The sequence below is a fragment of the Pseudomonas sp. SM4 genome (assembly GCF_051913165.1).
Taxonomy (GTDB): Bacteria; Pseudomonadota; Gammaproteobacteria; order Pseudomonadales; family Pseudomonadaceae; genus Aquipseudomonas.
In genome coordinates this window covers 126,422-152,927 of the sequence record NZ_JBODOE010000010.1, presented here as the reverse complement: position 1 = coordinate 152,927, position 26,506 = coordinate 126,422, and the positions used below count along the sequence as shown (strand labels likewise).

Below are 26,506 nucleotides of genomic sequence, written 5' to 3'. Positions count from 1 at the left end.
CAGGACACTGAGCCCCATGTACAAAGATTTGAAGTTTCCGGTGCTGATCGTCCACCGCGACATCAAGACCGACACGGTCGCCGGTGACCGTATCCGTGGCATCGCCCGGGAGTTGGAGCAGGAAGGTTTCAGTATCGTCTCGGCCACCGACTACGCCGAAGGGCGGTTGGTCGCGTCGACCCATCATGGCCTCGCGTGCATGCTGATTGCCGCCGAGGACGCCAGCACCAACTCCCATCTCTTGCAGAACATGGCCGAACTGATCGGCCTGGCGCGGGTGCGTGCCCCGGATCTGCCGATCTTTGCCTTGGGCGAGCAGGTCACCCTGGAAAACGCCCCGGCCGATGCCATGGCCGAACTCAATCAATTGCGCGGCATTCTCTACCTGTTCGAAGACACCGTGCCATTCCTCGCCCGGCAGGTCGCGCGAGCGGCGCGCAAGTACCTGGATGGCTTGCTGCCGCCGTTTTTCAAAGCGCTGGTGCAGCACACCGCCGACTCCAATTATTCCTGGCATACACCGGGCCATGGCGGCGGCGTGGCTTATCACAAGAGTCCGGTGGGGCAGGCGTTCCATCAGTTCTTCGGTGAGAACACCCTGCGTTCGGACTTGTCGGTCTCGGTGCCGGAACTCGGTTCATTGCTCGATCACACCGGGCCACTCGCCGAAGCTGAGGCGCGTGCGGCGCGTAATTTCGGCGCCGATCACACCTTTTTCGTGATCAATGGCACCTCGACCGCCAACAAGATCGTCTGGCACTCGATGGTCGCGCGCGACGATCTGGTGCTGGTCGATCGCAACTGCCACAAGTCAGTGCTGCACGCGATCATCATGACCGGCGCGATCCCGTTGTACCTGTGCCCGGAGCGCAATGAGCTGGGGATCATCGGCCCGATTCCGCTGAGCGAATTCAGCCGTGAATCGATCCAGGCCAAGATCGACGCGAGTCCGCTGACCAAGGGCCGTGCGCCGAAGGTCAAGCTCGCGGTGGTCACCAACTCGACCTACGACGGCCTCTGCTACAACGCCGAGCTGATCAAGCAAAGCCTCGGCAACAGCGTCGAAGTGCTGCATTTCGATGAGGCCTGGTACGCCTATGCGGCGTTTCATGAGTTTTTCGCCGGGCGCTACGGCATGGCCACCTCGCGCGGCGAAGACAGTCCGCTGGTGTTCACCACCCATTCCACGCACAAACTGCTCGCGGCGTTCAGCCAGGCCTCAATGATCCACGTGCAGGATGGCGGGGCGCGACAGCTGGATCGTGACCGCTTCAACGAAGCGTTCATGATGCACATTTCGACGTCGCCGCAGTACAGCATCATCGCCTCGCTGGACGTGGCCTCGGCGATGATGGAAGGACCGGCCGGGCGTTCGCTGTTGCAGGAAACCTTCGACGAAGCGCTGAGCTTCCGTCGTGCGCTGGCCAATCTGCGCCAGCACATTGCCGCCGATGACTGGTGGTTTTCGATCTGGCAGCCGCCGGGTGTTGAAGGCATTGATCGTGTACAGACTCAAGACTGGCTGTTGAAGCCGGAGGCCGACTGGCACGGTTTCGGCGAGGTCAGCGACGACTACGTGTTGCTCGACCCGATCAAGGTCACGCTGGTGATGCCGGGGCTGAATGCCGGTGGCGCGCTGAGCGAGAAGGGCATTCCGGCGGCGGTGGTCAGCAAATTCCTCTGGGAGCGCGGACTGGTGGTCGAAAAGACCGGCCTGTATTCGTTTCTGGTGTTGTTCTCCATGGGCATCACCAAAGGCAAGTGGAGCACGTTGCTCACCGAACTGCTGGAGTTCAAGCGCAGTTACGACGCCAACGTCCGCCTCGACACTTGCCTGCCGTGCGTGGCGCAAGAAGACACTGCGCGCTATCGCGGCATGGGCCTGCGCGACCTCTGTGATCAGTTGCACGCCTGCTACCGCAGCAATGCCACGGCCAAACACCTCAAGCGCATGTACACCGTGCTGCCCGAGATCGCCATGAAGCCGGCCCACGCCTACGACCACTTGGTGCGTGGCGAAGTCGAAGCGGTGCCGATCGATGAACTGGAAGGGCGGATCGCCGCCGTGATGCTGGTACCGTACCCGCCGGGCATCCCCTTGATCATGCCCGGCGAACGCTTTACCGAGGCGACCCGCTCGATCATCGATTACCTGAAATTTGCTCGCACGTTCGATAGCAGCTTCCCCGGTTTTGTCGCGGATGTGCATGGATTGCAGCACGAAGACGAAGGCAATGGACGGCACTACACCGTCGATTGCGTCAAGGAATGAGGACTTTTCCCAGTATGCAACCGGTCATGAATCCGAAATACCCAGGGTTGTCGGTGCGGGTCGCCGATGAAGGTTTTGCGCCGTATATCTGGGGCAGCGACTTCAGTTTCGAGGTCGGCGCCTACGGTGAGGCGGTGATCGGCATGCCGGTCGAGCAATGGCGGGTCACGTCGATCGTGCCGTACCGCAAGTGCTACGGCATTGATCCCGAAGAATTCAGCAGCTTCCACAACGCCACCGACAGCGCCATTTTCATGGCCTATCTGGATGACGAGCCGGTCGGCCATCTGGTGATCAGTACCAATTGGAACGGCTTTGCCCACATCGACGAACTGGCGGTGCATGCGCCGGCCCGCCGTCACGGCGTGGCCAAGGCATTGCTCGATGTCGCGCAATTCTGGAGTCGCAAGAAGAAGCTGCCGGGGATCATGCTCGAAACCCAGAACAACAACCTCGGGGCCTGTCGGTTATATGAGCGCTGCGGTTATGTGATTGGCGGGGTCGACCAGTTGCGCTATCGCGGCATCGACCCGAACACTGCCGAAGTAGCGTTGTTCTGGTATCGCCTGTTTGATAACCCGTTGGAAAATTCGCTCAGCTCGACAGCATCGCCTCGGCTTGTTCCGTGATGATCGCCAGCAACGTCTGAATCGCTGATGACGGCGCGGCGTGCTTGAAGGTCAGGGCATAGAGGCTGATCGGCACGGCCGGCGACAGCGGGCACACGTCGAGTCCGGCGGCACGCGCGCCCAGTGCGGTGAACGGGTCGACGATGGCCAGGCCTTCGCCGGCCTCGACCATGCTGCGCATCATTTGATGGGTTTGCACGCGGGTCTGGATGCTCGGCGACGGGCGCAGCGCCTGGAGTTTGTTTTCCAGCGCCGGGCTCAACGGGTCCTGGCCTTCGAGGCCGACCATGGCCTGGCCGGCGAGATCCTGCAGGGAAATGTATTTCTGTTTCGGTTGCAGCCAGCCGTGGGGCGCGAGCAGTTGCAGCTTGCCTTGGGCCAGCGGCTGGCAATCGATATCGGGATGCTCGGGATCGTGCAGGCTCAGGCCCAGGTCACTCTCGCGCAGCAGCAGGCTGCGGACGATGTCGCGGGTGGGCGCGCTCAGCAGGCTGCACGGTGCATCGGGCAGGCGTCGGCGCAGGGCGGCCAGGCTTTGCGGTAACAGTTGTTGGGTGAGCGGCGGGGTGCCGATGATGCGCAGGGGCGGGGCGAGGTATTGCTTGAGGCTGCTGGCCAGACGCTGGACGGGCTCCAGCGCCTCATACACGTGGGCGATCTCGACCTGCAACGCCCGCGCTTCGGGCGTTGACTGCAGGCGTCCGCGAACGCTGGCGAACAGCATGAACCCCAGCTGACTCTCGGCTTCGCGCAAGCGCTCTTCAACCTCGGTCACTGGCAACTGCAGCCATTCGGCGGCAGTGCCCAGGTGACCAGTCTGCAAGAGCGCCTGAATCACTTCGATATGACGTAAACGCATGCGTGAAGTCCATGTTCAGCAGGTGGGGTCAGTGGCTGAATCCTACCCCAAGTCTGCGCATATGACTTCTGCTCATAACGGCCAGTTATGAAGCGACGGTTGGCTCAGGTTCGCGAATCAGGGTGATGCCCGACTGAACCAGTTCGAACGTCTGGTCATCGATCTTTTTGATGCGATCGCCAATGGCCAGTTTGTAAATCGGCTCCGAGCCAGTGAGACCGTCGACCGACGGGGTGGATTCCTGGAATTCATGCACGGAATAAACGCGGCCTTCCGCATCTCTTGCATGGAACTGACCGACGAGTACTGCTGCCATCTGCTTAGAACCTCTGGAGATAAAACGCTTGATTTGCGGCTTGGTAGACCGTCATCAAGCGCGGTAAGTTTTCCTACAGGAAAAAAATAATCCGGACGCGGGAATTTCCCTCGTCGACTGGTGGAGTCGTCATTGAATCATCTATAACTACAGGCTCCTTCCCACGGACAGTCGAGAGTCTTCCATGAGCAATGTCTACAACGTCGCCGTAGTAGTCGGTAGCCTGCGCAAAGCGTCGATCAATCGCAAGGTCGCCCTGGCACTGGCGGAGCTGGCACCGGCCAACCTCAAGCTGGAGATCGTCGAGATTGGCGATCTGCCGCTGTATAACGAAGACATCGACGGCGATTCACCGCCGGCAGCCTACAGTACTTTCCGGCAAAAAGTGGGTTCATCCGACGCGGTGCTGTTTGTGACGCCTGAGTACAACCGTTCGGTGCCGGCGCCGTTGAAGAACGCGATCGACGTTGGCTCGCGGCCTTATGGCAAGGCAGTCTGGAGTGGCAAGCCGGGGGCGGTGATCAGTGTATCGCCCGGTGCCATTGGGGGATTCGGGGCAAATCAGCATCTGCGCCAGTCGTTCGTGTTCCTCAATGTGCCATGCATGCAGCAGCCGGAGGCCTATCTGGGCGGCGCCGGCTCGGCGTTCGATGAATCAGGCAAGTTGAGCGAGACGGTGAAACCTTTCCTGCAAAGCTTTATCAATGCTTACGGACAATTCGTCGAGCAACACAAAAAATAATCCATGCACATTGGTGAATTCCTTGTGGTGAGGGGATTTATCCCCGATCGGCTGCGCAGCAGTCGCAAAACCTGCGAGCACGGTTTGACTGAATGGCGCAGGGGGCTGCTTCGCAACCCATCGGGGATAAATCCCCTCACCACAGGTATCCTGCCGTTTCTCAAAATTTTCTATTGAACAAGGCTATTGCGGATGCTGGCTGCGTCACTGATTTTCCTGCTGACCATTACCCTTGTCATCTGGCAACCCAAAGGCCTCGGCGTCGGCTGGAGCGCGACGCTTGGCGCCGTGCTGGCGTTGATCTTCGGCGTCGTGCACCTGAGCGATATCCCGCTGGTGTGGCAGATCATCTGGAATGCCACCGGCACCTTCGTCGCGCTGATCATCATCAGTCTGCTGCTCGACGAGGCCGGGTTTTTCAACTGGGCCGCGTTGCATGTGGCGCGCTGGGGGCGTGGCAGCGGGCGCAAGCTGTTTGCCTTCATGGTGCTGCTCGGTGCGCTGGTGTCGGCGTTGTTCGCCAATGACGGCGCGGCGCTGATCCTCACGCCGATCGTGATTTCGATGCTGCTGGCGCTGCGCTTTTCCCCTGCGGCGACGTTGGCGTTCGTCATGGGCGCCGGGTTTATTGCCGACACCGCGAGCCTGCCGCTGGTGGTGTCCAATCTGGTCAACATTGTTTCCGCAGACTTCTTTCACATCGGCTTCAACCGCTACGCAGCGGTGATGGTGCCGGTGAACTTCGTCAGTGTGGCGGCGACGCTGGGCATGTTGCTGTGGTTTTTCCGTCGCGACATTCCCAAAGCGTACGACCCCGAGCAACTCGAACATCCTGAAACCGCGATCCACGACAAGGCCACGTTCTATGCCGGCTGGGCGGTTCTGGCGATTCTGTTGATCGGCTGTTTCGCGCTGGAGCCGTTGGGCATTCCCATCAGCGCGATTTCTGCCGTGTGCGCCGCGCTGCTGCTGGGCATTGCCGCGCGTGGTCACAAGATTTCCACGCGCAAAGTGATGAAAGAGGCGCCGTGGCAGATCGTGATTTTTTCGCTGGGCATGTACCTGGTGGTCTATGGGCTGCGCAATGCCGGGCTGACCGGGTATCTGGCCGGTTGGCTGGATGTTTTCGCAGGTCACGGTGTGTGGGGCGCGGCAATGGGCACCGGGGTGCTGACCGCGTTGTTGTCGTCGATCATGAACAACTTGCCGACGGTGCTGATCGGTTTGCTGTCGATCGATGCCAGTCAGGCGAGCGGGGTGATCAAGGAGGCGATGATCTACGCCAACGTGATCGGCAGCGACCTGGGGCCGAAGATTACGCCGATTGGCAGCCTGGCGACGTTGTTGTGGCTGCATGTGCTGGAGCGCAAGGGCATTCACATTGGCTGGGGGTATTACTTCAGGGTCGGGATTGTGTTGACGGTGCCGGTGTTGTTGGTGACGTTGGCGGCTTTGGCTGTGCGGCTTTCCCTGTAGACCGAGTGGGCCCCATCGCGAGCAGGTTCACTCCTACATTGGAATGCGTTCCCCCGTAGAAGTGAGCCTGCTCGCGATGGGGCCGGTACAAACGCCCCAAAAACTCAGGCCTGGCCGGGAACGTTCGGCCAAAGGTCCGAGACCAGAAACAAGCGCTCCGCCTCTTCCCATTCCCCACGCGTATTTTCAATCAGGCGCACCATCAGTTGCGCCGGCGCCAGCGGCTCAAGATCCTCCAGCCACATTCGCAAATGCTCCGCAGTCCAGGTCTGATCCGCCGGATAATGCGCCGGCGCCAGCCAGGCGTGGCGGGGCAGAGGTTGCCAGCGTCCAGCCGGTCGCTGCGCCACGAACGCCGGCCAGTCCTTCTGATGCAACCAACTGCCGCGCAAATGCTGTGGATGTGCGCCAACCGGTGACTCGGCCTGGCCAGGCCACGGATACAGCAGATAACCGCCCAGCCACAGCTGCGCGCTGAACACTTCGATGTCCAGTGCCGCCAGCACTTCACGGCTTTCCGGGCGCGCGGAAATCGGCAGTTGATGCTCGGCCAGGTGCGCCAGTTTGCGATCCAGCCGATCATGACAACCCGGCCCCAGCCATTGCGCCGGATCGCGCCCGTTGCCGTTTTGCGGGCCGAGGTAGAGCTTGATCGCCAGTTCTAGGTGATGCACGCCGTCGCGGTCGCGCAGCAGCATGTCCAGTTCGCCGAGGGTATGCCCCTCGCGCCGGATCGGCAGGTTGGCGGCAATCAACTCGATCCCCGGCGCCTGCTGAACGGCAAATTGCCACAAGCGCTCGTAATACAAGCCCAGCCGCCGCGTGCGTGCCTGCGACAACCAGTGCAGCAAGCCATAACTGTCGCGGTCGAGCTGACGCAACCAGCGTTCCAGCCGCTCGGGATCAGCCACCCAGTCGCTGCCGGCCAGCGGGTGGCGCTGTGGCCATGGTGTGGCCGCGAGCATTGGCGGGGCGAGGATCACCCACGCCAGATCACGCACTTCCGGATGGCGTAATTGGTGGGGCAGCTGCAGCAAGTCGGGAAATAGGATCATCTTGCGAGCATAGCCTTAAACACGCGCGCACCCCTGAGGCTGAAAGGATTTTGTCTATCGCAGGCTTTCGCCCATAATCGTGCTTTTCGCGTTTTCGATTGTCCGCAGAGGTCCCATGGAGCAATTTCGTAATATCGGCATCATCGGTCGCCTGGGCAGTTCCCAGGTGCTGGATACCGTCCGCCGACTGAAACGGTTTCTGCTCGATCGTCACCTGCATGTGATTCTCGAAGACACCATCGCTGAAGTCCTGCCCGGCCACGGCTTGCAAACCTCGTCACGCAAGATGCTCGGCGAAGTCTGCGACATGGTCATCGTCGTCGGCGGTGACGGCAGCCTGCTTGGCGCCGCGCGGGCGCTGGCGCGGCACAATATTCCGGTGCTCGGGATCAACCGGGGCAGCCTCGGGTTTCTGACCGACATTCGCCCGGACGAGCTGGAAGTCAAAGTCGCCGAAGTGCTCGACGGCCACTATCTGGTGGAAAACCGCTTCCTGCTGCAAGCCGAAGTCCGCCGCCATGGCGAGGCCATCGGTCAGGGCGATGCGCTCAACGATGTGGTGCTGCACCCGGGCAAATCGACGCGGATGATCGAGTTCGAGCTGTACATCGACGGCCAGTTCGTCTGCAGCCAGAAGGCCGACGGCCTGATCGTCGCGACCCCGACCGGTTCCACCGCCTACGCGCTGTCTGCCGGCGGGCCGATCATGCATCCCAAGCTCGACGCTATTGTGATTGTGCCGATGTACCCCCATACCTTGTCGGGACGGCCGATTGTGGTCGATGGCAACAGTGAGCTGAAAATCGTCGTGTCCAAAGATATGCAGATCTACCCGCAGGTGTCCTGCGACGGCCAGAACCACTTCACCTGCGCGCCGGGCGACACCATCACCGTCAGCAAAAAAGCGCAGAAGCTACGGCTGATTCACCCGCTCGACCACAACTACTACGAAGTCTGCCGCACCAAGCTCGGCTGGGGCAGCAAGTTGGGTGGTGGAGGCGACTGATGCTCGATCCCGCGCGCAGTTATGACCTGATTGGTGACGTGCACGGATGCGCCCTGACCCTCGAACACTTGCTTGACCGACTCGGTTTTCACAAGAAGGGCGGGGTCTGGCGGCATCCATCGCGCATGGCCGTGTTCGTCGGCGACATCATCGACCGTGGCCCGCGGATTCGCGAGGCACTGCACATCGTCCACGACATGGTCGAGGCCGGTCAGGCCTTGTGCATCATGGGCAACCACGAATTCAACGCCCTCGGCTGGAGCACCCCGGCGCTGCCGGGCAGTGGCAAGCAGTTCGTCCGCGAGCACACGCCACGCCATGCGCGTCTGCTGCACGAAACCCTGACCCAGTTCGAAGGCCACCCCGGTGACTGGCACGATTTCCAGCGCTGGTTCTACGAGTTGCCGCTGTTTGTCGACGCCGGACGATTCCGCGTTGTCCACGCCTGTTGGGATGCCGGCCTGATCGAGCCGTTGCGCGCGCTGTTCCCCAATGGTTGCATCGACGAACACTTCCTCCAGGCTTCGGCCGTGCCGGACAGCTTTGCCTGCACGGTGTTCGATCGCCTGCTGCGCGGCACCGACATGCGTCTGCCCGATGGTCTGACCATGACCAGCGGCGACGGTCTGGTGCGTTCGTTCTTCCGCACCAAGTTCTGGGAAGACGATCCGAAAACCTACGGCGACATCGTCTTTCAGCCCGATGCCTTGCCGGAGCCAGTGGCGCAGACGCCGCTGACCTCCACCGAAAAGAATTCCCTGCTGCGCTACGGCGTCGACGAGCCTTTGCTGTTCGTCGGCCACTACTGGCGCAGCGGCAAACCGGCGCCGATCCGCCCGAACCTCGCCTGCCTGGATTACAGCGCGGTGCTCTACGGCAAACTCGTCGCCTACCGTCTGGATCAGGAAACCCGCCTGGATCCGCATAAATTTGTCTGGGTCGATGTCGAGCGGCCGGAGGTGCTGCAATGATCGCGGCCTGCTCGTTCTGCTATTTCAATTCGCAACTGGCTGTCACAAGGATTCACCATGGATGACACGACGCTGGATCAACTCGAGGCCGCCTTGCGCGCCTCGCCGGGAAACGTCGCGCTGCTCACGCTGGTGCTCAAGGCCTGCCTTGAGCGCGGTGACCACGAGCGCGGCCTCAAGCTGGTGCCCGCCGACCTGCACCAACTGCCGGACGCCGAGGCACTGAAGCCGATCGCCGCCCAGTTGTATCTGGCTGCCGGCAAGGCTGATAAAGCCCTGAGCCTGGCGGACGGTGAGGGCGCCTCGCTGCAACTGTTGCGCGCACGGGCACTGGCCGACCTTGACCGCCTCAAGGAAGCGCTGGTCGAATACCGCGCGGCCATCAGTGCCAACCCGGCGCTGGAAGACATGGCGCTGTGGCGTCGCTTGAACGTGTCGGTGGTGGATTTCGCCGCCGGCGAAGGTCGCCCGAAGTTGCGCGTGATCTCCAACGATGACACCGACCAGACGGAAGTGCGCCGCCTGCTGGTGCCCGACAGCGAAACCGTGACCTTCAACGACATCGGTGGTCTGGACGATCTGAAGAAGACCATCCATAAAAAGATCATCCTGCCGTATCAGAAACCCGGGCTGTTCGAGCGCTTTCGCAAGCGCGTCGGTGGCGGTGTGCTGCTCTACGGGCCACCGGGTTGCGGCAAGACTCTGCTGGCGCGAGCGACGGCCGGCGAGTGCAAGGCGAAGTTCTTCAATGTGGCGATTTCCGATGTGCTGGACATGTACATCGGCGAATCCGAGCGCAAGCTGCACGCCTTGTTCGAGCAGGCACGTGCGCAGGCTCCGGCGGTGATGTTCTTCGATGAGGTCGAGGCATTGGGCTGCAAACGCTCGAATACCCGTGAGTCGACGTCGTCGAAACTGGTCAGCCAGTTCCTTTCGGAAATGGACGGTTTCACCCATGACAATCACGGCGTACTGATCCTCGCCGCGACCAACGTGCCGTGGTCGGTGGATTCGGCGTTCCGCCGTCCCGGCCGCTTCGACCGCGTGCTGTTCGTGCCGCCACCGGATCGTGCCGCCCGCGAAAACATGCTGCAACTGATGGTCAAGGGCCGTCCGGTGGCGGCGGATATCGATTTCGCGTTCCTCGCCAAACACACTTCAGGCTTCTCCGGTGCCGACCTCAGTGAGCTGGTGGAAACCGCTGCCGATGAAGCCATTGAAGCATCGATCAGCGAAGGCGCCGAGCAGCCGATCTGCGACCGTCACTTCAAGCAGGCCTTGAAAGAAGTCCGCGCGACGACGCTGGAATGGCTGACCACCGCGCGCAACTACGCGCGCTATGCCAATGAAGGCAATCAGTACGATGAAGTGCTGGCCTTCCTCGACAAACATGGCAAGGGACGCTGATGGGTACCCAGAATATTTACCGCATTGAAGACGAGCCGCGTCCGGGCGGTCTGGCGCGGTTTGCCGTGTCGCCGTTCTGGCCGTTGCTGGCGCTGATGATGGGCGGACTGTGGTTGGGTTTACCGTGGTTCGTGCTCAACTCGGTGGCGGTGGGCAGCCCGACGCGCAAGCGTGAGTGGATCTGGGTCGGCGTCGGTGCCGTGGGCAGCGTGCTCATCGGTCTGGCCTTGATCAGCTTGCTGAACAACGGCTACCTGAGCACTCAGGCACAGATCCAGTACGCCTTGCTGGTGCTGGTGGTGTGGAAACTCAGCGTCGGTTACGTGCTGTACACCCTGCAGAACTCGACCATCGAGCTGTACCAATATTATGGCGGCGTGCTCAATCGCTTCGCGCCGCTGGTCGCGCTCGCCGGCGCCTTCCTGCTCAAAGGGATCGTGGTCACGCTGGTGCCGGCGACCCTTTGGTACCTGGTGGTGAGCTGATGAATACCTCCTATCTGTTGCAAGTGGCCTATCAGCGTTTGCAGTCCGGCCACAATGACGGCGCCATCGACAGTCTGCGACAGCTGCTGGCCGATGACCCGGAATGTGCCGAAGCCCACGCCTTGCTGGCGCTGTGTCTGCTCAACATGCGTCGTCTGCATGCCGGGCGGCACGAAGCCTCAATGGCGTTGGCGATGGACCCGGCCTTGCCGTTGGCGCATTACGCCGCCGCGCACATCGACATGGCCGCGCGGCAATTCAAGACCGCCGAGCAGCACTTGCTGCAACTGCTCGACATGGAGCCGACGGAGCCGCGCTACTACCGCAGCCTCGCCGACCTGTTTCAACTGACCGGACGCCTGGCGCAGAGTCAGCCGCTGCTGGAAAAAGCGCTCGAGCTGCAACCTGACGATCCGGCCAACCTGGTGGCGATGGCTGAATATCATCAGGCCTGTGGTCATTGGCAGCAGGCGGAAAGTTTTGCCCGCCAGGCGCTGCAGGCTGATCCCGGGCATGCCGGGGCCGTGGTGGTGCTTGGTCGTTTGCTGCTGCGCCAGGGTGATATCAACGGTGCGCGCGAACACGCGATCTGGGCCCTGCAGGAAAACGCCAGCAATGTCTCGGCGCTGAGCCTGCTGACCGCCGTCAAGGCGCGCAGCAATGTGTTCATGGGTTTCTGGTGGCGGTTCAACAGCTGGATGACCGAGCGCAGTGCGACTGGCGCGATCATTCTGTTGCTGGCGATGTTTGTGGTTTATCGCGTCACCGTGATCACCGTCACCGCCCAAGGCTACCCCGGGGCTGCCGAGGTGATTGACTGGGTGTGGCTGGCCTTCGCGCTGTATACCTTCACCGCACCGCAGATTTTCCGCCGTGCGCTGGAGAAAGAACTGACCCAGGTAAAACTTTCAAGGGAGTTCTAGGACGCCGGGCCTTGCGCCCGGCGCTCCGCTCGCTGACCTGATGCCCGGCAGTGTCTTGCCGCTTCAGCGCCGTTAAACTAGCGACATTCATTGGAGAGTGTTCAAACATGTCGTCTTTTGCCGAAATGATCAAAAACATCACCCCGGACATCTACGAGAGCCTGAAACTGGCCGTGGAAATCGGTAAGTGGTCCGACGGTGGCAAGCTCACCGCCGAGCAGCGCGAGCTGTCGTTGCAGGCGATGATCGCCTGGGAAATCCAGAACCTGCCTGAAGATCAGCGCACCGGTTACATGGGCCCGCAAGAGTGTGCGTCGAAGTCGATCGAAGTGCCGAACATCCTGTTCAAGTCGGACGCTATCCATTGATCGAGATTGGCCGCGGTGCAATCAGCAAAATGTCGGCGCGCCTCGACGGGCCGAACGTGCAATACGCGTTTCGTCTGGATGACGTCGAGGTGCCGGTCAACCCCATGATCGGCACGACGGTGCGTCTGGAATACCTGGGGGCGATCCACTGCACCCATTGTGGGCGTAAGACCAAAACCAGTTTCAGTCAGGGCTATTGCTACCCGTGCATGACCAAACTGGCGCAGTGCGACCTGTGCATCATGAGCCCGGAGCGTTGCCACTATGACGCCGGCACGTGCCGCGATCCGGTGTGGGGCGAGCAGTTCTGCATGACCGATCATGTGGTTTACTTGTCCAATTCGTCGGGCATCAAGGTTGGCATCACCCGTGCAACGCAACTGCCGACCCGCTGGATCGATCAGGGCGCGTGTCAGGCCTTGCCGATCATGCGCGTGTCGACGCGGCAGCAGTCGGGCTTCGTCGAAGACCTGTTTCGCAGTCAGGTCGCGGATAAAACCAACTGGCGGGCATTGCTCAAGGGCGATGCGGCGGCGGTGGATCTGGCGCAGGTGCGCGATCAACTGTTCGACAGCTGCGCCGAAGGCTTGCTGGCTTTGCAACAGCGATTCGGCCTACAGGCAATTCAGACGATTCCCGACGTGCAACCGCTGGAAATCCGCTATCCGATCGAGCAATACCCGGCCAAAATCGTCAGCTTCAACCTGGACAAGAACCCGATTGCCGAAGGCACGTTGATGGGGATCAAAGGCCAGTACCTGATCTTCGACACCGGCGTCATCAACATTCGCAAGTACACGGCTTATCAACTCGCCGTGCATCAATAAGGACTCCAGCATGCGCACCGAACAACCGAAGATGATTTACCTGAAGGACTATCAGGCGCCCGAGTACCTGATCGACGAAACACACCTGACCTTCGAGTTGTTCGAGGATCACAGCCTGGTGCACGCGCAGTTGGTCATGCGCCGCAACCCGGCGCGTGGCCCGGGCCTGCCGCCGCTGGTGCTCGACGGCCAGCAGCTGGAACTGCTTTCGGTGACCCTGGCCGATCAGGAGCTTGGCGCCGCTGACTATCAATTGTCCGAAAACCACCTGACCCTGCAGCCGACCGCCGAAACCTTCACGGTCGACACCAGCGTCAAGATCCACCCGGAAACCAACACTGCGCTGGAAGGCTTGTACAAGTCCGGCACGATGTTCTGCACCCAGTGCGAGGCCGAAGGCTTCCGCAAGATCACCTATTACCTCGACCGCCCGGACGTGATGAGCAAGTTCACCACCACCGTGGTCGCCGAACAGCACAGCTATCCGGTGCTGCTCTCCAACGGCAACCCGATTGCCTCGGGCCCGGGCGAAGACGGCCGGCACTGGGCGACTTGGGAAGACCCGTTCATGAAACCGGCGTACCTGTTCGCGCTGGTGGCCGGTGATTTGTGGTGCGTCGAAGACACCTTCACCACCATGACTGAGCGCAACGTCGCGCTGCGCATCTACGTCGAGCCGGAAAACATCGACAAGTGCCAGCACGCGATGAACAGCCTGAAGAAGTCGATGCGCTGGGACGAAGAGGTTTACGGTCGCGAGTACGATCTGGACATCTTCATGATCGTCGCCGTCAACGACTTCAACATGGGCGCGATGGAGAACAAGGGCCTCAACATCTTCAACTCCAGCGCCGTGCTCGCTCGCGCCGAAACCGCCACCGACGCTGCCCACCAGCGCGTCGAGGCGATCGTTGCCCACGAATACTTCCACAACTGGTCGGGCAACCGCGTGACCTGCCGCGACTGGTTCCAATTGTCGCTGAAGGAAGGTTTCACGGTGTTCCGTGATTCCGGCTTCTCCGCCGACATGAACTCGGCCACGGTCAAGCGCATTCAGGACGTGGCTTACCTGCGTACCCACCAGTTCGCCGAAGATGCAGGTCCCATGGCCCACGCCGTGCGCCCGGACAGCTTCATCGAGATTTCCAACTTCTACACCCTCACCGTGTACGAAAAGGGCTCGGAAGTGGTCGGCATGATCCACACCTTGCTCGGCGCCGAAGGCTTCCGTAAGGGCAGCGATCTGTACTTCGATCGCCATGACGGCCAGGCCGTGACCTGCGACGATTTCATTAAAGCCATGGAAGATGCCAACGGTGTCGACCTGACCCAGTTCAAGCGCTGGTACAGCCAGGCCGGCACGCCGCGTCTGGCGGTGAGCGAGTCTTACGACGCTGCGGCGAAAACCTACAGCCTGACCTTCCGCCAGAGCTGCCCGGAAACCCCGGACAAAGTTGAAAAACTGCCGTTCGTGATTCCAGTCGAGTTGGGTCTGCTGGACAGCCAAGGCAACGAAATTGCCCTGCGTCTGAGCGGCGAAGCATCGGCGCAAGGCACCACCCGCGTGATTTCGGTGACCGAAGCCGAGCAGACCTTCACCTTCGTCGACATCGCTGAACAGCCGCTGCCATCGCTGCTGCGCGGCTTCTCGGCGCCGGTGAAACTGAGCTTCCCGTACAACCGTGATCAATTGATGTTCCTGATGCAGCACGACAGCGACGGTTTCAACCGCTGGGATGCTGGCCAGCAATTGTCGGTACAGGTACTGCAAGAGCTGATCGCTCAGCAACAGAAGGGCGAGAGCCTGAAGCTCGATCCGCGTCTGGTGTCGGCACTGCGTACCGTGCTGTCGGACGAATCGCTGGATCAGGCGATGGTTGCCGAGATGCTTTCGCTGCCGGGTGAGGCGTACCTCACGGAAATCAGCGAAGTGGCGGATGTTGATGCGATCCATATCGCCCGTGAGTTCGCGCGCAAGCAATTGTCGGAAGGGTTGTTCGAGGCGCTGTGGCTGCGTTATCAGGCCAATCGTGACCTGTCCAAGCAAACCCCGTACGTGGCCGAGGCCGAGCATTTTGCCCGTCGCGCGCTGCAGAACATTGCGCTGTCTTATCTGATGCTCAGCGGCAAGCCAGAAGTGTTGGCGGTGGCGCTGGAGCAATTCGAAGCGGCTGACAACATGACCGAGCGTTTGACCGCGTTGGCGGTGTTGGTCAACTCGCCATTCGAAGAGCAGAAAACACTGGCGCTGGCCAGTTTTGCCGAGCACTTCAAGGATAACCCGCTGGTCATGGATCAATGGTTCAGCGTGCAGGCCGGCAGCACTTTGCCGGGCGGTCTGGAGCGTGTGAAAGCGCTGATGCAGCACCCGGCGTTCAACATCAAGAACCCGAACAAGGTGCGTGCGCTGGTCGGTGCGTTTGCCGGGCAGAACCTGATCAACTTCCATGCGGCGGATGGTTCGGGTTATCGCTTCCTCGCGGATCTGGTGATTGAGTTGAACGGGTTCAACCCGCAGATCGCTTCGCGCCAACTGGCGCCGCTGACGCGCTGGCGCAAATACGACAGCGCCCGTCAGGCGTTGATGAAAGCTGAGCTGGAGCGGATTCGGGCGTCGGGGCAGTTGTCGAGTGATGTATACGAAGTGGTGAGCAAGAGCTTGGCGTAACCCGATCTAAAAACAATCCCACAGGTTTTTGCGTCACCAACTCATCGCGTTCTGAAGGAGCTGACGAGTGCAACGAGGCTGCGATCTTTTGATCTTGATGTTAAAGATCAAAAGATCGCAGCGTGCCGCAGCTCCTACATGTTTCAGGTTTCAGTTTCTCAGGTCGAAACGATCAAGGTTGGTGACTTTCGTCCAGGCAGCGACGAAGTCTTTGACGAACTGCTCCTTCGCATCCGAACTGGCATACACCTCGGCCAACGCCCGCAATTGCGCATTGGAACCAAACACCAGATCCACCCGCGTCGCCGTCCATTTCACGCTACCGGTTTTGCGATCACGCCCTTCGAACTCATCCGCATCCCGCGAAGTCGGTTTCCACTCCACCCCCATGTCCAGCAGGTTAGTGAAGAAGTCGTTGGTCAACGCTTCCGTCTGGGAAGTGAACACGCCATGGCGACTTTGCCCGACGTTGGTGTTCAACACCCGCAAACCACCCAGCAACACAGTCATTTCCGGCGCGGTGAGGGTGAGCAGTTGCGCCTTGTCGATCAACAGTGCCTCCGCCGAAACCGTGTATTTGCCTTTGCTGTAGTTGCGGAAACCATCGGCAATCGGTTCAAGGAAACCAAACGAGTCGACGTCGGTTTGCTCCTGAGTGGCATCGGTGCGTCCTGGACTGAATGGCACGCTGATCGAATGCCCGGCGTTTTTCGCTGCTTGCTCGACCCCGGCGTTCCCCGCCAGCACGATCAGGTCCGCCAGCGAAACTTTTTTGCCAGCGGCACCGCCGTTGAATTCGTTCTGGATGCCCTCAAGGGTTTGCAACACTTTGGCCAGTTGCTCAGGCTGGTTGGCCTGCCAGAACTTCTGCGGTGCCAGACGCAGACGCCCGCCATTGGCGCCGCCGCGTTTGTCCGAGCCACGGAACGTCGAAAGTGCCGCCCAGGCGGTGGAAACCAACTGGGAAACTGAAAGGCCTGAGGCGAGGATTTTGCTTTTCAGCGCGGCGGCGTCGCTGTCGTCGATCAGCGGATGAGTCGCCTCCGGAATAGGGTCCTGCCAGAGCAGTTCTTCGGCGGGCAATTCCGGGCCGAGGTAGCGGGACAGCGGGCCCATGTCGCGGTGGATCAATTTGTACCAGGCGCGGGCGAAGGCGTCGGCCAGTTGATCGGGGTTGGCCAGGAAGCGCCGCGAGATTTGCTCATAAGCTGGATCGAAACGCAGCGCCAGGTCGGAAGTGAGCATGGTCGGCGAGAGTTTTTTGCTCGGGTCATGGGCATGTGGAACCGTGCCGGCACCGGCGCCGTTCTTCGGAATCCACTGGTGGGCACCGGCCGGGCTCTTGCTCAATTCCCATTCGAAGCCAAACAGGTTCTCCAGATAGTTGTTGCTCCATTTCGTTGGCGTGGTGGTCCAGGTGACTTCCAGGCCGCTGGTAATGGTGTCAGCGCCCTTGCCGGTGCCGAACGCGTTTCTCCAACCCAGGCCTTGTTCTTCCAGCCCAGCCGCTTCCGGTTCAGGCCCGACATTGTCGGCAGGGCCGGCGCCGTGGGTTTTACCGAAGGCGTGACCGCCGGCGATCAGTGCCACGGTTTCTTCATCGTTCATGGCCATGCGGCCGAAGGTTTCGCGAATGTCGTGAGCGGAAGCGACGGGATCGGGATTGCCCTCAGGGCCTTCCGGGTTCACATAGATCAAACCCATCTGCACGGCGGCGAGCGGGTTCTCCAGATTGCGTTCGCCCTGATCGGTGCGGCTTTCTTCTTTGCCGTGCAAGTCCGGCTCGGCGACCAGCGTGCCGTCACCGGGCTCCTGCATGGGCGCCTTGTCTTTGCCATAGCGACTGTCGCCGCCCAGCCATTCGTGTTCCGAGCCCCAGTAGACATCTTCGTCCGGTTCCCAGACATCGGCACGGCCGCCGGAATAGCCGAACGTCTTGAAGCCCATCGACTCCAGCGCAACGTTACCGGTGAGCACAATCAGGTCAGCCCAGGAAATATTGCGGCCATATTTCTGTTTGATCGGCCACAGCAAGCGTCGGGCCTTGTCGAGGCTGACGTTGTCCGGCCAGCTGTTGAGCGGTGCAAAACGTTGCTGGCCGGAACCGGCGCCACCACGACCATCCGCGGTTCGATAGGTACCGGCGCTGTGCCAGGCCATGCGCACGAAGAGCGGGCCGTAGTGGCCGAAGTCCGCCGGCCACCAGTCCTGGGAGTCGGTCATCAGCGCGGTGAGGTCTTGTTTTAGTGCCTGGAAATCGAGGCTCTTGAAGGCTTTGGCGTAGTCGAAGTCCTTGCCCAACGGATCGGACTTGGGCGAGTGCTGACTCAGGATTTTCAGGTTGAGTTGATTCGGCCACCAGTCACGGTTCGTCGTACCACCACCGGCGGCGTGGTTGAACGGGCATTTCGATTCGTTTGCCATGTTCGGGTCCTTATCAGGTCTGCTACGGCCGGCTCGTGCCGACTTCGGACTTGTAAGGCTAGACCCGACTGGGCAAGTCAGCTAATAGGCCGACTATTGGGCGGTGATAGGGCGACTCTCTCAGGATTTTTAATTTAGTTATTAGCGGCCAGTTTTTTACTTTGAATAGAAATACTTCACTGTCATTTGTGACAGGTGTAATGTCATTTACATGGCGTTAGTTTAGGGGGGTAAAGACGATATCAATGGGTGAAAGGAGCAATCGATATGGTGAATGAGCAAATTCGAAAACTGTTCGAAGATAAAGAACGGGCGTCAGGGAAATTTGTCGCTTCTATAGATGGTGAACCATTTCTTGTAGGTACCAGCTTCGTATTTCACGGTACGAGCAAGGAATTTATCGTCGTGGGAAACGACAATAACAAGCACTGGGTGGCTTTTGCGGTTCCCAGTTCCTTACAAGGTGGCCCTCATGTTGTATCGCTCTACAACAGTTGGCAGACGTGGGAAGTCTTGATCGACTCTCAGTCTCATCGGGTCAAATCAGGCTCGGTAACTGTCACCTTTAATGATGACCAACTCGGTGTAAAAGGGACTGTTGATTTTGTTCTTCCAGATGGTCGGAGAGTGAGTGGAAGTTTTGATATTTCCAGGTCCGATTAATTGAATATCAGGGCGTTAGCGCGCCCCGATATTCGTTGAGCAACAAGTTGATTAGCTGGATTGAGCGGTGTCATCCACCGGCATTTCATCCAGCAAATCCTCCTGCCCCGGCAATTCAGTGATCACGCTGAAATCTGTCACCTCAACTGCACCTTCTCCATAGCCCAGCAAGTGGAAGGAAAACGCCTTGCGCTCTTTCGGATTGTCGAAGCTGAAATTCATTTGAAGTGGTTGCTCGGGGGTTGCCACCATCTCCGATGGCAAACCGATCTGCACGTCCTGTTCAAACTCCTTGGCCTTGAGTTGAATGTACGCTGCTTGCTGCGGATCAACCGAGCGCACGGTCAGGCGCACGCGGGTGTGCGAGCCCTTGGGCATTTCCAGATACTGCGCACCGATCAGGTTGTCGGCCCAGTCGTCCTTGATCTGCGCCTGCAGCGGGATGACGTTGGTGCTGCCGAACTGGTAGCGGTGATTGAGCGGGGTGCGCAGCAGCGACAGGTCCAGCGCGTTGGCGCGGGCGGCGATCTGGCGCGCCGGGTGACCGCTATAGTTGCCCTTGTACGTAGCGCTTTCAGCGATGAAACCGGCGCTTTCGTAATAACGGCAACGGCGCGGCATGTCGCATTCGGCGAAGATCCCCTGACCGTTGTGATAGCGCAGTTTGCCGTTGGTGAACGACATGATCTCGCGGCCAGTCTCGTAGTCGCGGAACAACGAACGACCGCTCAGCGCGGTCGGAACCGGCAGGTCGAAATAGTCGAGAATTGACGTGCTCAAGTCGACGTGGCCATACACGCCTTTGTTCAGCCGTGGCAGTTGTTCATGCTCCGGCGCCAGCGTCAGGTTGAAACCCCAGGAGGAGGCGAGGCGAACGCCATCGATGCCATGGGATTCATCCGAAGTAATTACCACCAGCGTGTCTTTCAACACGCCTTGGCGTTCGAGACCGCTGAGGAACTGCTCCAGCGCGTCGTCGAGGTAGCCGACGGCGGCTTGCTTGGGCGTTTCAAAACGCTCCAGATAGTCTTCCGGTGCGGAGTAGGGCTGGTGCGTGCCCACGGTCAGCAGCGTCAGCATCCACGGTTTTTTCTGTTTTTTCAGTTGGCCGACATAGTCCAGCGCACCCTCGAAGAAGGCCTTGTCGTCCTTGCCCCAGGGGAATTCCAGATAGTTGCTGTTGGTGAACCATTCAAGACCGTGGGTCACATCGAAACCGATGTGCGGCATGATCTTGTCTTTGGCCATGAAGCGCAGCCCGGCACCTTGCAGGTAGTGAGTGCTGAAACCGTGCTCACGCAATTGCGCCGGCAGGCACGCTTGATTGCGTTCGTTGAGGGTGAGCATTTCCACGCCTTTTGGCGTGCCGTTATTGAGCTTGTCGTAATCGCCGCAAAGCATCGCGTACAGACCGCGAATGGTCTGGTGCGTGTGCAGCACGTAATCGGGGGTGTTCATGCCGCGCTCGGCCCAACGGCTGAGGTTGGGCATCAGGTCTTCCTGATAGTGGCTGCCGATGGCTTCGCGGTTGGCGCGGATGTAGGCGCCGGGAATGCCTTCCAGCGCGATGATCAACACGTTGCGCGCCTGACCCGGTGCCGCCAGCAGTTTCTGGCCGTTGAGGTCGACATCGGTCAGCCCGGTCATGGCCGGCGCAGGTTCTTCGACATCGCCGTCCAGCCATTCCTCGGCGCGGATCTGCAGATCCGCGACTTCGCTGGCCATCAGTTGATGCGGCAGGTTGTAGGCGCGCCAAGGATCAGCCTCGCTCGGCCAGAGGTTCTGCACGCCCCAATGAGCGGCGAACAACACCAGCGGCGCGCTCCAGAGCGCACGCGGCAGGGCTGGATTCGGTGTGCCGCGCGCGGTGACTTGCGTCAGCAGCCAGAACAGCAGGGCCAGCAGCAGCGTGAGGCCCAGCGCCGGATGGGCGAGGCCGCCGCCGGTGGAGTTTTCGACGAATTGCGGATCGATCAGGTAGTGAATGTCGGAAGGCGTCGGCAGACGCCCGACCGCGCTGACGAGTTCGGCGGTCGCCACCGCCAGCAGGCCCCAGAACATCAAGACCGGTAGCGCCAGCCACCACGCCCGACGATGCAGCAACACAATCAACAGGCTGCCGATGGCCAAGTCTGACAAATAGCCCAACGGCGTCGACCAACCCAGCGCCGCGCGCAGGCACACCGGCACGATCAGCACCAGGAGAGTCAGCGAAAAGAGGCGGGCAGACGGCCGCCGTAACCGGTTAAAAAGAGCGCTCACAAAAAAAGACCTTCCAGCCATTAAAACGTCATAAAAGTGTGCGCGATGATACCAAGGGTGAGCGGTCTGATCGTCTTTTAAAACAATTGGGTGATCTGGTTTTGGCAGGTGCTGGATGGCTTGCAGCCCTGAGTGGCTCTCGTCTGCCTCGGCAATTGGCGATATTGCTGTCGATGGTTTTATTGTTTCAGGCTGTTTAACCCGTACCCAAATCTCCTGTAGGCGCTGCGGCACGCTGCGATCTTTTGATCTTGTTTTTTAACAGTCAGGATCAAAAGATCGCAGCCTCGTTGCACTCGTCAGCTCCTACGGGGGGGCGGTGAGGCTGACTGCCAACGTTACCTGACGCTGTACAGCCTGACCGTCACGCCCTTCGTCGAGGCAGCGCGACGTTTTCGGCCCGCTGAACGTCCCCGTGCTATCGATATGCGATAAAGGTATTTAATTTCTATTTTTTATAGCGATAAAGTCAGGCCTTTCAGCACACCACCCCCTGCTGCGAGGTTGTCATGGCCACACCGTTCAAACGTTCCGCGCTGACTCTGTTGGCCGCATCCCTGGCAGCCAGCGCGCTGTTCAGCGCCGGCGCCCAGGCCGAAGGCAAGATCAGCATCGCCCAGCAATTCGGCATCGGTTACCTGATTCTTGATGTGGTGCGTGATCAGCAACTGATCGAAAAGCACGGTAAAGAACAGGGCCTCGACATTAAGGTCGACTGGAACAGCATCTCTGGCGCCACCGCGATGAACGAGGCGCTGCTGACCGGTTCGCTCGATGTGGTCTCGGCAGGCGTGCCGCCGATGCTCACCGTGTGGGACCGCACGAAAGGCAAACAGAACGTCAAAGCCATCGCCGCGCTCGGTTCGATGCCCAATTATTTGCTGACCAACAACCCGAACATCAAGACACTCAAGGACTTCAGCGACAAGGACCGGATTGCCGTGCCGGCGGCCGGCGTGGGCTTCCAGTCGCGCACCTTGCAGATTGAAACCGCCAAGGAATTCGGCGACGCCCAGTACAAGAAATTCGACGACATCTCGGTCAGCCTGCCGCACCCCGACGCCACGGCGGCATTGATAGCCGGCGGTTCGGAAATCAACTCGCACTTCTCCAGCCCGCCGTTCCAGTACCAGGCGCTGCAGAACCCCAACGTGCACAAGGTGCTGAGTTCCTACGACATCCTTGGCGGTCAGGCCACGTTCAACGTGCTTTACACCACGGAAAAATTCCACGACGAAAACCCGAAGACCTACAAGGCGTTCTACGCCGCACTGGCTGAAGCCGAGAAAATCATCAAGGCTGACAAGCCCGCTGCCGCTCAGGCCTACATCCGCGTCGAACAGTCGAAGTTGCCGCTGGCGCTGGTCGAACAAATCGTCAAGGACCCGGAAATCGATTTCACCGTGGTGCCGCAGCGCACATTCATCTACGCGGAGAAATTGCAGGAGCTGGGCGTGCTGAAGAATAAGGCGGGGAGTTGGAAGGATTACTTCTTTGAAGAGGCGCATGAAGGGGCGGGGAGCTGATACACGCAATACATCGAGCAGTGCGCCGCCCAGTAATCACTGTAACAAGCAGCCCGGTGATGGGGGTTTCCGGAATGAGATAACCTCTGGTGAGGGGATTTATCCCCGTTGGGTCGCGCAGCGGCCCCTCTTTTGATTCAGAAAAAGATGGGCCTGCTGCGCAGGCCAACGGGGATAAATCCCCTCGCCACAGGGGGCGGTGTTAACTCTCTCGGTCGTTGAAGATGCTTTCTATGGGCATTTCAAATGCCCGGGCGATCAGGAACGCCAGGGGCAGGCTTGGGTCGTAGCGTTCGTTTTCGATCGCATTGATGGTCTGGCGCGACACGTTCAGGCGTTCCGCCAGATCGACCTGTGACCACTTACGCTCAGCGCGCAGTTCCTTCAGGCGATTTTTCATTGGTAGCGGCGTCGCGCAATCTGCAGACCAACAATCCACATCAGACCCATCACCGGCCACACGCATGTCCACGGAATGTGCGGCGCGCCGACGTTTTCCAGAAAGCCATAACTGAAGGTCAGCAGTGCCGAGGCGGCGAAGGCAAAACCGAGGGCTTCGAACTGGATGCGCAGATGCATTTCATCCATGCGGCGCATGTTGCGCACGATGGCCCAACACATCAGGCCTGCCGGAAGGATCGGGGCCAGAGCCACCACGGATCGCAGAAAAATGTTGGCGTCCAGCAGGGATTGGCTGGCGATCAGGGAAAGGCTCAACACCAGCACATAGAGAACCAATGCGGCGCCCATTTCGAGGTAGTAGCGGTTCATGCTTCACTTCCTATGTAAAAGACCCTTTACATCCTCGCCGAAGAATTTCCTGATGTAAAGCACGCTTTCCATCAGCGCAAAAAAAACGGGGCGGCATGATCGTTAATCATGCCGCCCCGCAGGTGTTTCAGTCAGTCAGATCAGTGCATTTTGCTGTGATCGTGACCTTCCATGTTGGTCAGCGCGCGCACCGGGGCTTTGACCTCGATGGTTTCTTTCTCGCCCTTGGCGTTCTCGACGGTCAGGGTCAGCGGCACGCTTTCGCCTTCTTTCAGTTGACCGGTCAGGCCCATCAGCATCACGTGGTAGCCGTTCGGATCAAGCTTGACGGCTTTGCCGGCCGGCAGCTCGACGAATTTCACCGGGCCCATGCTCATGACGTCGTTCTTCATGGTCATTTCGTGAATCTGCACGTCTTTGGCCACCGGCGTGGCGACGCTGAGCAGTTTGCTGTCGCTGTCGGCGGTGAGGGTCATGAATGCGCCGCTGGCGGTCTGGGTCGGCACCGTGGCGCGGACCCAGGCGTCGTCGACTTTGGTCTGGGCCGACGCCTGGAACGCCAGGCCCATCAGCGACAGGGTCAGTGCGGCGCGTTTGATGTGGTTCAGAACAGGGTGCATCAGCAAACCTCCATAACAGTAAGCAAATCTTCCGTGCATTGTTCTGCCGAAAGCGAAGTGGACAGACCCAGGCGCAGACCGCCGTTGGAGTCGTAAACGTAACTGGTGGCGGTGTGCGAGATGGTGTAGGTGTCGCCGGCCGGGACTTTCTCGTAGAACACGTCGAATTCCTTGGCGGTGGCCGCGGTTTCCTCAAGCGTGCCGTACAGCGCAACGAAGGTCGGATCGAAGGCTTTCATGTAGGCGTCGAGGATTTCCGGCGTGTCGCGCTCGGGATCGAGGCTGATGAAAATCACCTGCAAGCGGTCGCCATCGGCGCCCATCAGCTTCTTGATTTTTGCCGCGCGGGCGAGGGTGGTCGGGCAGACTGCCGGGCACTGGGTGAAGCCGAAAAACACCATCGGCATCATGCCGCGAAAGCTCGACAGCGTCATGGTTTCGCCATCGGTGTTCTTCAGTTTGAAGGTGCGCCCCATGATCTTGTTACTCAGATCCTTGCCGTACTTGTACGACAGTTGGCCGCGGGTGTCGCAGCCGGCGAGCAGGCCGAGCCCGAGTACGCCCATTCCCGCAAGCACCTTGCGGCGAGTCAACAAAGCCGTCATCTAATACCGCCTTTTGCAGCCCGTCAGTCGACAGGACTGGCGGGGGGTTAACCGTAAAAGCGGCGCATGATACCAAACTGAGACCAGACGACGGCTGCGGATCGCCATGCGGTGTGGGATAGGGCGACAAAAGGTGTAAGAAAAAGTGACGTAGGCTCACTGCACGCGCGATTCATCGCCCCGCCAGCCGCCGCCCAGCGCGGTGTACAGGTTGACCTCGGCCACCAGTTGCGCGAGGCGGTCGGTGATCAGACCTTGCTGCGAACTGAACAGCGAACGCTGCGCATCGAGGAACGTCAGGCTGCTGTCGACGCCGTTCTTGTAACGATTCTGCGCGAGGTTGTAATAGGTTTGCGTGGCCGCAACCAGATCGCGTTGCGCCTGCAATTGCTGCTGATAGGTGGCGCGCGCCGCGAGCCCGTCGGCGACTTCCTGAAACGCCGTTTGAATCGATTTTTCGTATTCGGCGACAGCGACGTCTTTCTGCAACTTTGAATAATCGAGGCTTGCGCGCAGGCTGCCGGCGTTGAAGATTGGCAGGCTGATTTGTGGCTGAAAAGTCCAGGCGCCAGAACCGCCCGCAAACAGCCCGGAGAGGTCGCGGCTCGAAGTGCCAGCGTTCGCTGTCAGGCTGACACTGGGGAAAAACGCCGCGCGCGCCGCGCCAATATTGGCGTTGGCGGCTTTGAGTTTGTATTCGGCCTGGAGAATGTCCGGGCGTCGTTGCAGCAAGTCCGAGGGCAAGCCGGCCGGCAGTTGCTCGACCAGATCGCTGGCCAGTGGTTGCCCGGGCAAGGACGCCGACACCGGCGTACCGACCAGCAAGGTCAGGCTGTTCAGGTCCTGCGCGACCTGGCGCTGATAGCGCGCCAGATTGGCCCGTGAACTGTCGACGCTGGTTTGCGCCTGAGCCTGTTCCAGCGCCGAAGATTTGCCGGCCTCGCGGTTGCGCGTGGTCAGGTGCAGGCTCTGCTCGTCGGCGGCGAGGGTGTCGCGGGTCAGCTCCAGCAGTTCCTGATCGGCGCGCCAGGTCAGGTAAGCGTTGGCAACGTTCGCCACCAGACTCAACTGCGCACTGCGCCGCGCCTGCTCGGTCGCCAGCCAGGTTTGCAGCGCCTGCTCGCTGAGGCTGCGCACCCGCCCGAAGAAGTCCAGCTCGTAGGCACTGATGCCAAGGTTGACCGCGTAGGTCGAATTGATCAGCGCTTTGCCTTGGGTCACGCTCGGCGGCATGCGCTGGCGTGATTCGCTGGCATTGGCCGACACCGCCGGGTACAGGTCGGCCCGTTGAATGCGGTATTGCGCCTGGAACGCTTCGACATTGAGCGCCGCGACGCGCAGGTCGCGGTTGTTGACCAAGGCGCTTGCGATGAGTTGTTGCAGCGCCGGATCGTTGAACAGCGTGCGCCAGTCTTCAGTGCTGGCCGAGGCCAGCGTCGGCGTCGGGTATTGCGCGGCAATGGGGGCTGCGGGCCGCTGGTAGTCAGGAATCAGGGAGCAGCCGGCCATCAGCATGGCCATGGACAGCAGAGAAAATCGCAACGTCGACATCGAACAGCCTCGTTCAAGAAAGAGCAGATGCTTGTAGTGAACAACCCGTAACCAGACACTCCCCCCTGTAGGAGCTGCGG

24 protein-coding genes are annotated in these 26,506 nt (G+C 60.2%); 14 read left to right on the top strand and 10 right to left on the bottom strand.

Going from position 1 to position 26,506, the window contains the following annotated elements:
- Positions 1-16: 16 nt before the first annotated feature.
- Both ACQ4MY_RS19415 and ACQ4MY_RS19410 read left to right on the top strand, forming a co-directional pair.
- Positions 17-2,272, top strand: a complete 2,256-nt coding sequence (locus tag ACQ4MY_RS19415) for an Orn/Lys/Arg decarboxylase N-terminal domain-containing protein (RefSeq protein ID WP_440096166.1) — start codon at positions 17-19, stop codon at positions 2,270-2,272.
- 14 nt (positions 2,273-2,286) lie between these two features.
- Positions 2,287-2,901: a GNAT family N-acetyltransferase gene (locus ACQ4MY_RS19410; protein ID WP_008079598.1), complete on the top strand. Its 615-nt coding sequence runs from the start codon at positions 2,287-2,289 to the stop codon at positions 2,899-2,901.
- Here the strand turns inward: ACQ4MY_RS19410 and ACQ4MY_RS19405 are convergent.
- Both ACQ4MY_RS19405 and ACQ4MY_RS19400 read right to left on the bottom strand, forming a co-directional pair.
- On the bottom strand, positions 2,867-3,760 hold the full coding sequence (locus ACQ4MY_RS19405) for a LysR family transcriptional regulator (protein WP_440096165.1): 894 nt from the start codon (positions 3,758-3,760) through the stop codon (positions 2,867-2,869). The two genes, ACQ4MY_RS19410 and ACQ4MY_RS19405, sit on opposite strands and share 35 nt — an antisense overlap.
- 85 nt (positions 3,761-3,845) lie before the next feature.
- Entirely contained in the window at positions 3,846-4,076 is a 231-nt protein-coding gene (locus ACQ4MY_RS19400; protein WP_008079601.1) for a hypothetical protein, read from the bottom strand.
- 184 nt (positions 4,077-4,260) lie between these two features.
- Between ACQ4MY_RS19400 and ACQ4MY_RS19395 the strand changes: the two genes are divergently transcribed.
- Both ACQ4MY_RS19395 and ACQ4MY_RS19390 read left to right on the top strand, forming a co-directional pair.
- On the top strand, positions 4,261-4,818 hold the full coding sequence (locus ACQ4MY_RS19395) for an NADPH-dependent FMN reductase (protein ID WP_008079602.1): 558 nt from the start codon (positions 4,261-4,263) through the stop codon (positions 4,816-4,818).
- 192 nt (positions 4,819-5,010) lie between these two features.
- Positions 5,011-6,294: an arsenic transporter gene (locus ACQ4MY_RS19390; RefSeq protein ID WP_150707268.1), complete on the top strand. Its 1,284-nt coding sequence runs from the start codon at positions 5,011-5,013 to the stop codon at positions 6,292-6,294.
- Between the two features lie 104 nt (positions 6,295-6,398).
- On the opposite strand, the gene ACQ4MY_RS19385 is transcribed toward ACQ4MY_RS19390, so the two are convergent.
- Positions 6,399-7,349 (bottom strand): DUF1853 family protein, encoded by a 951-nt coding sequence (locus ACQ4MY_RS19385; protein ID WP_440096164.1) that lies wholly within the window; start codon positions 7,347-7,349, stop codon positions 6,399-6,401.
- 115 nt (positions 7,350-7,464) lie between these two features.
- On the opposite strand from ACQ4MY_RS19385, the gene ACQ4MY_RS19380 reads away from it, so the two are divergent.
- The 8 genes from ACQ4MY_RS19380 (at position 7,465) to pepN (ending at position 16,004) form a co-directional block, all read left to right on the top strand.
- Positions 7,465-8,355 (top strand): NAD(+) kinase, encoded by an 891-nt coding sequence (locus tag ACQ4MY_RS19380; protein ID WP_008079605.1) that lies wholly within the window; start codon positions 7,465-7,467, stop codon positions 8,353-8,355.
- A complete protein-coding gene (locus ACQ4MY_RS19375) occupies positions 8,355-9,326 on the top strand; it encodes a metallophosphoesterase (protein WP_440096163.1) in 972 nt (323 codons plus the stop codon). The genes ACQ4MY_RS19380 and ACQ4MY_RS19375 overlap by 1 nt, the downstream gene beginning before the upstream one ends.
- A 57-nt stretch (positions 9,327-9,383) precedes the next feature.
- Complete coding sequence (locus tag ACQ4MY_RS19370; RefSeq protein ID WP_440096162.1) at positions 9,384-10,733, top strand: AAA family ATPase; 1,350 nt, start codon at positions 9,384-9,386, stop codon at positions 10,731-10,733.
- Positions 10,733-11,218: a hypothetical protein gene (locus ACQ4MY_RS19365; protein ID WP_008079608.1), complete on the top strand. Its 486-nt coding sequence runs from the start codon at positions 10,733-10,735 to the stop codon at positions 11,216-11,218. The genes ACQ4MY_RS19370 and ACQ4MY_RS19365 overlap by 1 nt, the downstream gene beginning before the upstream one ends.
- The gene (locus ACQ4MY_RS19360) at positions 11,218-12,141 is read left to right on the top strand and encodes a tetratricopeptide repeat protein (RefSeq protein WP_008079609.1); all 924 of its coding nucleotides are present in this window, start codon (positions 11,218-11,220) and stop codon (positions 12,139-12,141) included. Before ACQ4MY_RS19365 ends, ACQ4MY_RS19360 begins: the two co-directional genes overlap by 1 nt.
- Positions 12,142-12,248: 107 nt before the next feature.
- Entirely contained in the window at positions 12,249-12,509 is a 261-nt protein-coding gene (locus ACQ4MY_RS19355; RefSeq protein ID WP_008079610.1) for a YeaC family protein, read from the top strand.
- The gene (locus ACQ4MY_RS19350; RefSeq protein ID WP_440096161.1) at positions 12,506-13,336 is read left to right on the top strand and encodes a DUF2797 domain-containing protein; all 831 of its coding nucleotides are present in this window, start codon (positions 12,506-12,508) and stop codon (positions 13,334-13,336) included. The genes ACQ4MY_RS19355 and ACQ4MY_RS19350 overlap by 4 nt, the downstream gene beginning before the upstream one ends.
- 10 nt (positions 13,337-13,346) lie before the next feature.
- On the top strand, positions 13,347-16,004 hold the full coding sequence (pepN, locus tag ACQ4MY_RS19345; RefSeq protein ID WP_440096160.1) for an aminopeptidase N: 2,658 nt from the start codon (positions 13,347-13,349) through the stop codon (positions 16,002-16,004).
- A gap of 150 nt (positions 16,005-16,154) precedes the next feature.
- Here pepN and katG read toward each other — a convergent pair whose 3' ends face one another.
- Entirely contained in the window at positions 16,155-18,428 is a 2,274-nt protein-coding gene (katG, locus tag ACQ4MY_RS19340) for a catalase/peroxidase HPI (protein ID WP_440096159.1), read from the bottom strand.
- 267 nt (positions 18,429-18,695) lie between these two features.
- Here katG and ACQ4MY_RS19335 point away from each other — a divergent pair, with 267 nt between their 5' ends.
- A complete protein-coding gene (locus ACQ4MY_RS19335; protein WP_440096158.1) occupies positions 18,696-19,091 on the top strand; it encodes a hypothetical protein in 396 nt (131 codons plus the stop codon).
- Between the two features lie 51 nt (positions 19,092-19,142).
- Here ACQ4MY_RS19335 and ACQ4MY_RS19330 read toward each other — a convergent pair whose 3' ends face one another.
- Entirely contained in the window at positions 19,143-21,353 is a 2,211-nt protein-coding gene (locus ACQ4MY_RS19330) for an LTA synthase family protein (RefSeq protein ID WP_440096157.1), read from the bottom strand.
- 509 nt (positions 21,354-21,862) lie between these two features.
- Between ACQ4MY_RS19330 and ACQ4MY_RS19325 the strand changes: the two genes are divergently transcribed.
- Positions 21,863-22,879, top strand: coding sequence for an ABC transporter substrate-binding protein (locus tag ACQ4MY_RS19325; protein WP_440096156.1), 1,017 nt, complete (start codon positions 21,863-21,865; stop codon positions 22,877-22,879).
- A gap of 202 nt (positions 22,880-23,081) precedes the next feature.
- Here ACQ4MY_RS19325 and ACQ4MY_RS19320 read toward each other — a convergent pair whose 3' ends face one another.
- The 5 genes from ACQ4MY_RS19320 to ACQ4MY_RS19300 form a co-directional block, all read right to left on the bottom strand.
- A complete protein-coding gene (locus tag ACQ4MY_RS19320; protein ID WP_440096155.1) occupies positions 23,082-23,279 on the bottom strand; it encodes a helix-turn-helix transcriptional regulator in 198 nt (65 codons plus the stop codon).
- Positions 23,276-23,650, bottom strand: coding sequence for a hypothetical protein (locus tag ACQ4MY_RS19315; protein WP_440096154.1), 375 nt, complete (start codon positions 23,648-23,650; stop codon positions 23,276-23,278). Before ACQ4MY_RS19315 ends, ACQ4MY_RS19320 begins: the two co-directional genes overlap by 4 nt.
- 140 nt (positions 23,651-23,790) lie before the next feature.
- Positions 23,791-24,270 (bottom strand): copper chaperone PCu(A)C, encoded by a 480-nt coding sequence (locus tag ACQ4MY_RS19310; RefSeq protein ID WP_008079651.1) that lies wholly within the window; start codon positions 24,268-24,270, stop codon positions 23,791-23,793.
- Entirely contained in the window at positions 24,270-24,875 is a 606-nt protein-coding gene (locus ACQ4MY_RS19305) for an SCO family protein (protein ID WP_008079652.1), read from the bottom strand. Before ACQ4MY_RS19305 ends, ACQ4MY_RS19310 begins: the two co-directional genes overlap by 1 nt.
- A 156-nt stretch (positions 24,876-25,031) precedes the next feature.
- Positions 25,032-26,426 carry an efflux transporter outer membrane subunit gene (locus ACQ4MY_RS19300; RefSeq protein ID WP_440096153.1) on the bottom strand — a complete coding sequence of 465 codons (1,395 nt, stop codon included), beginning with the start codon at positions 26,424-26,426 and terminating at the stop codon, positions 25,032-25,034.
- Positions 26,427-26,506: the final 80 nt, after the last annotated feature.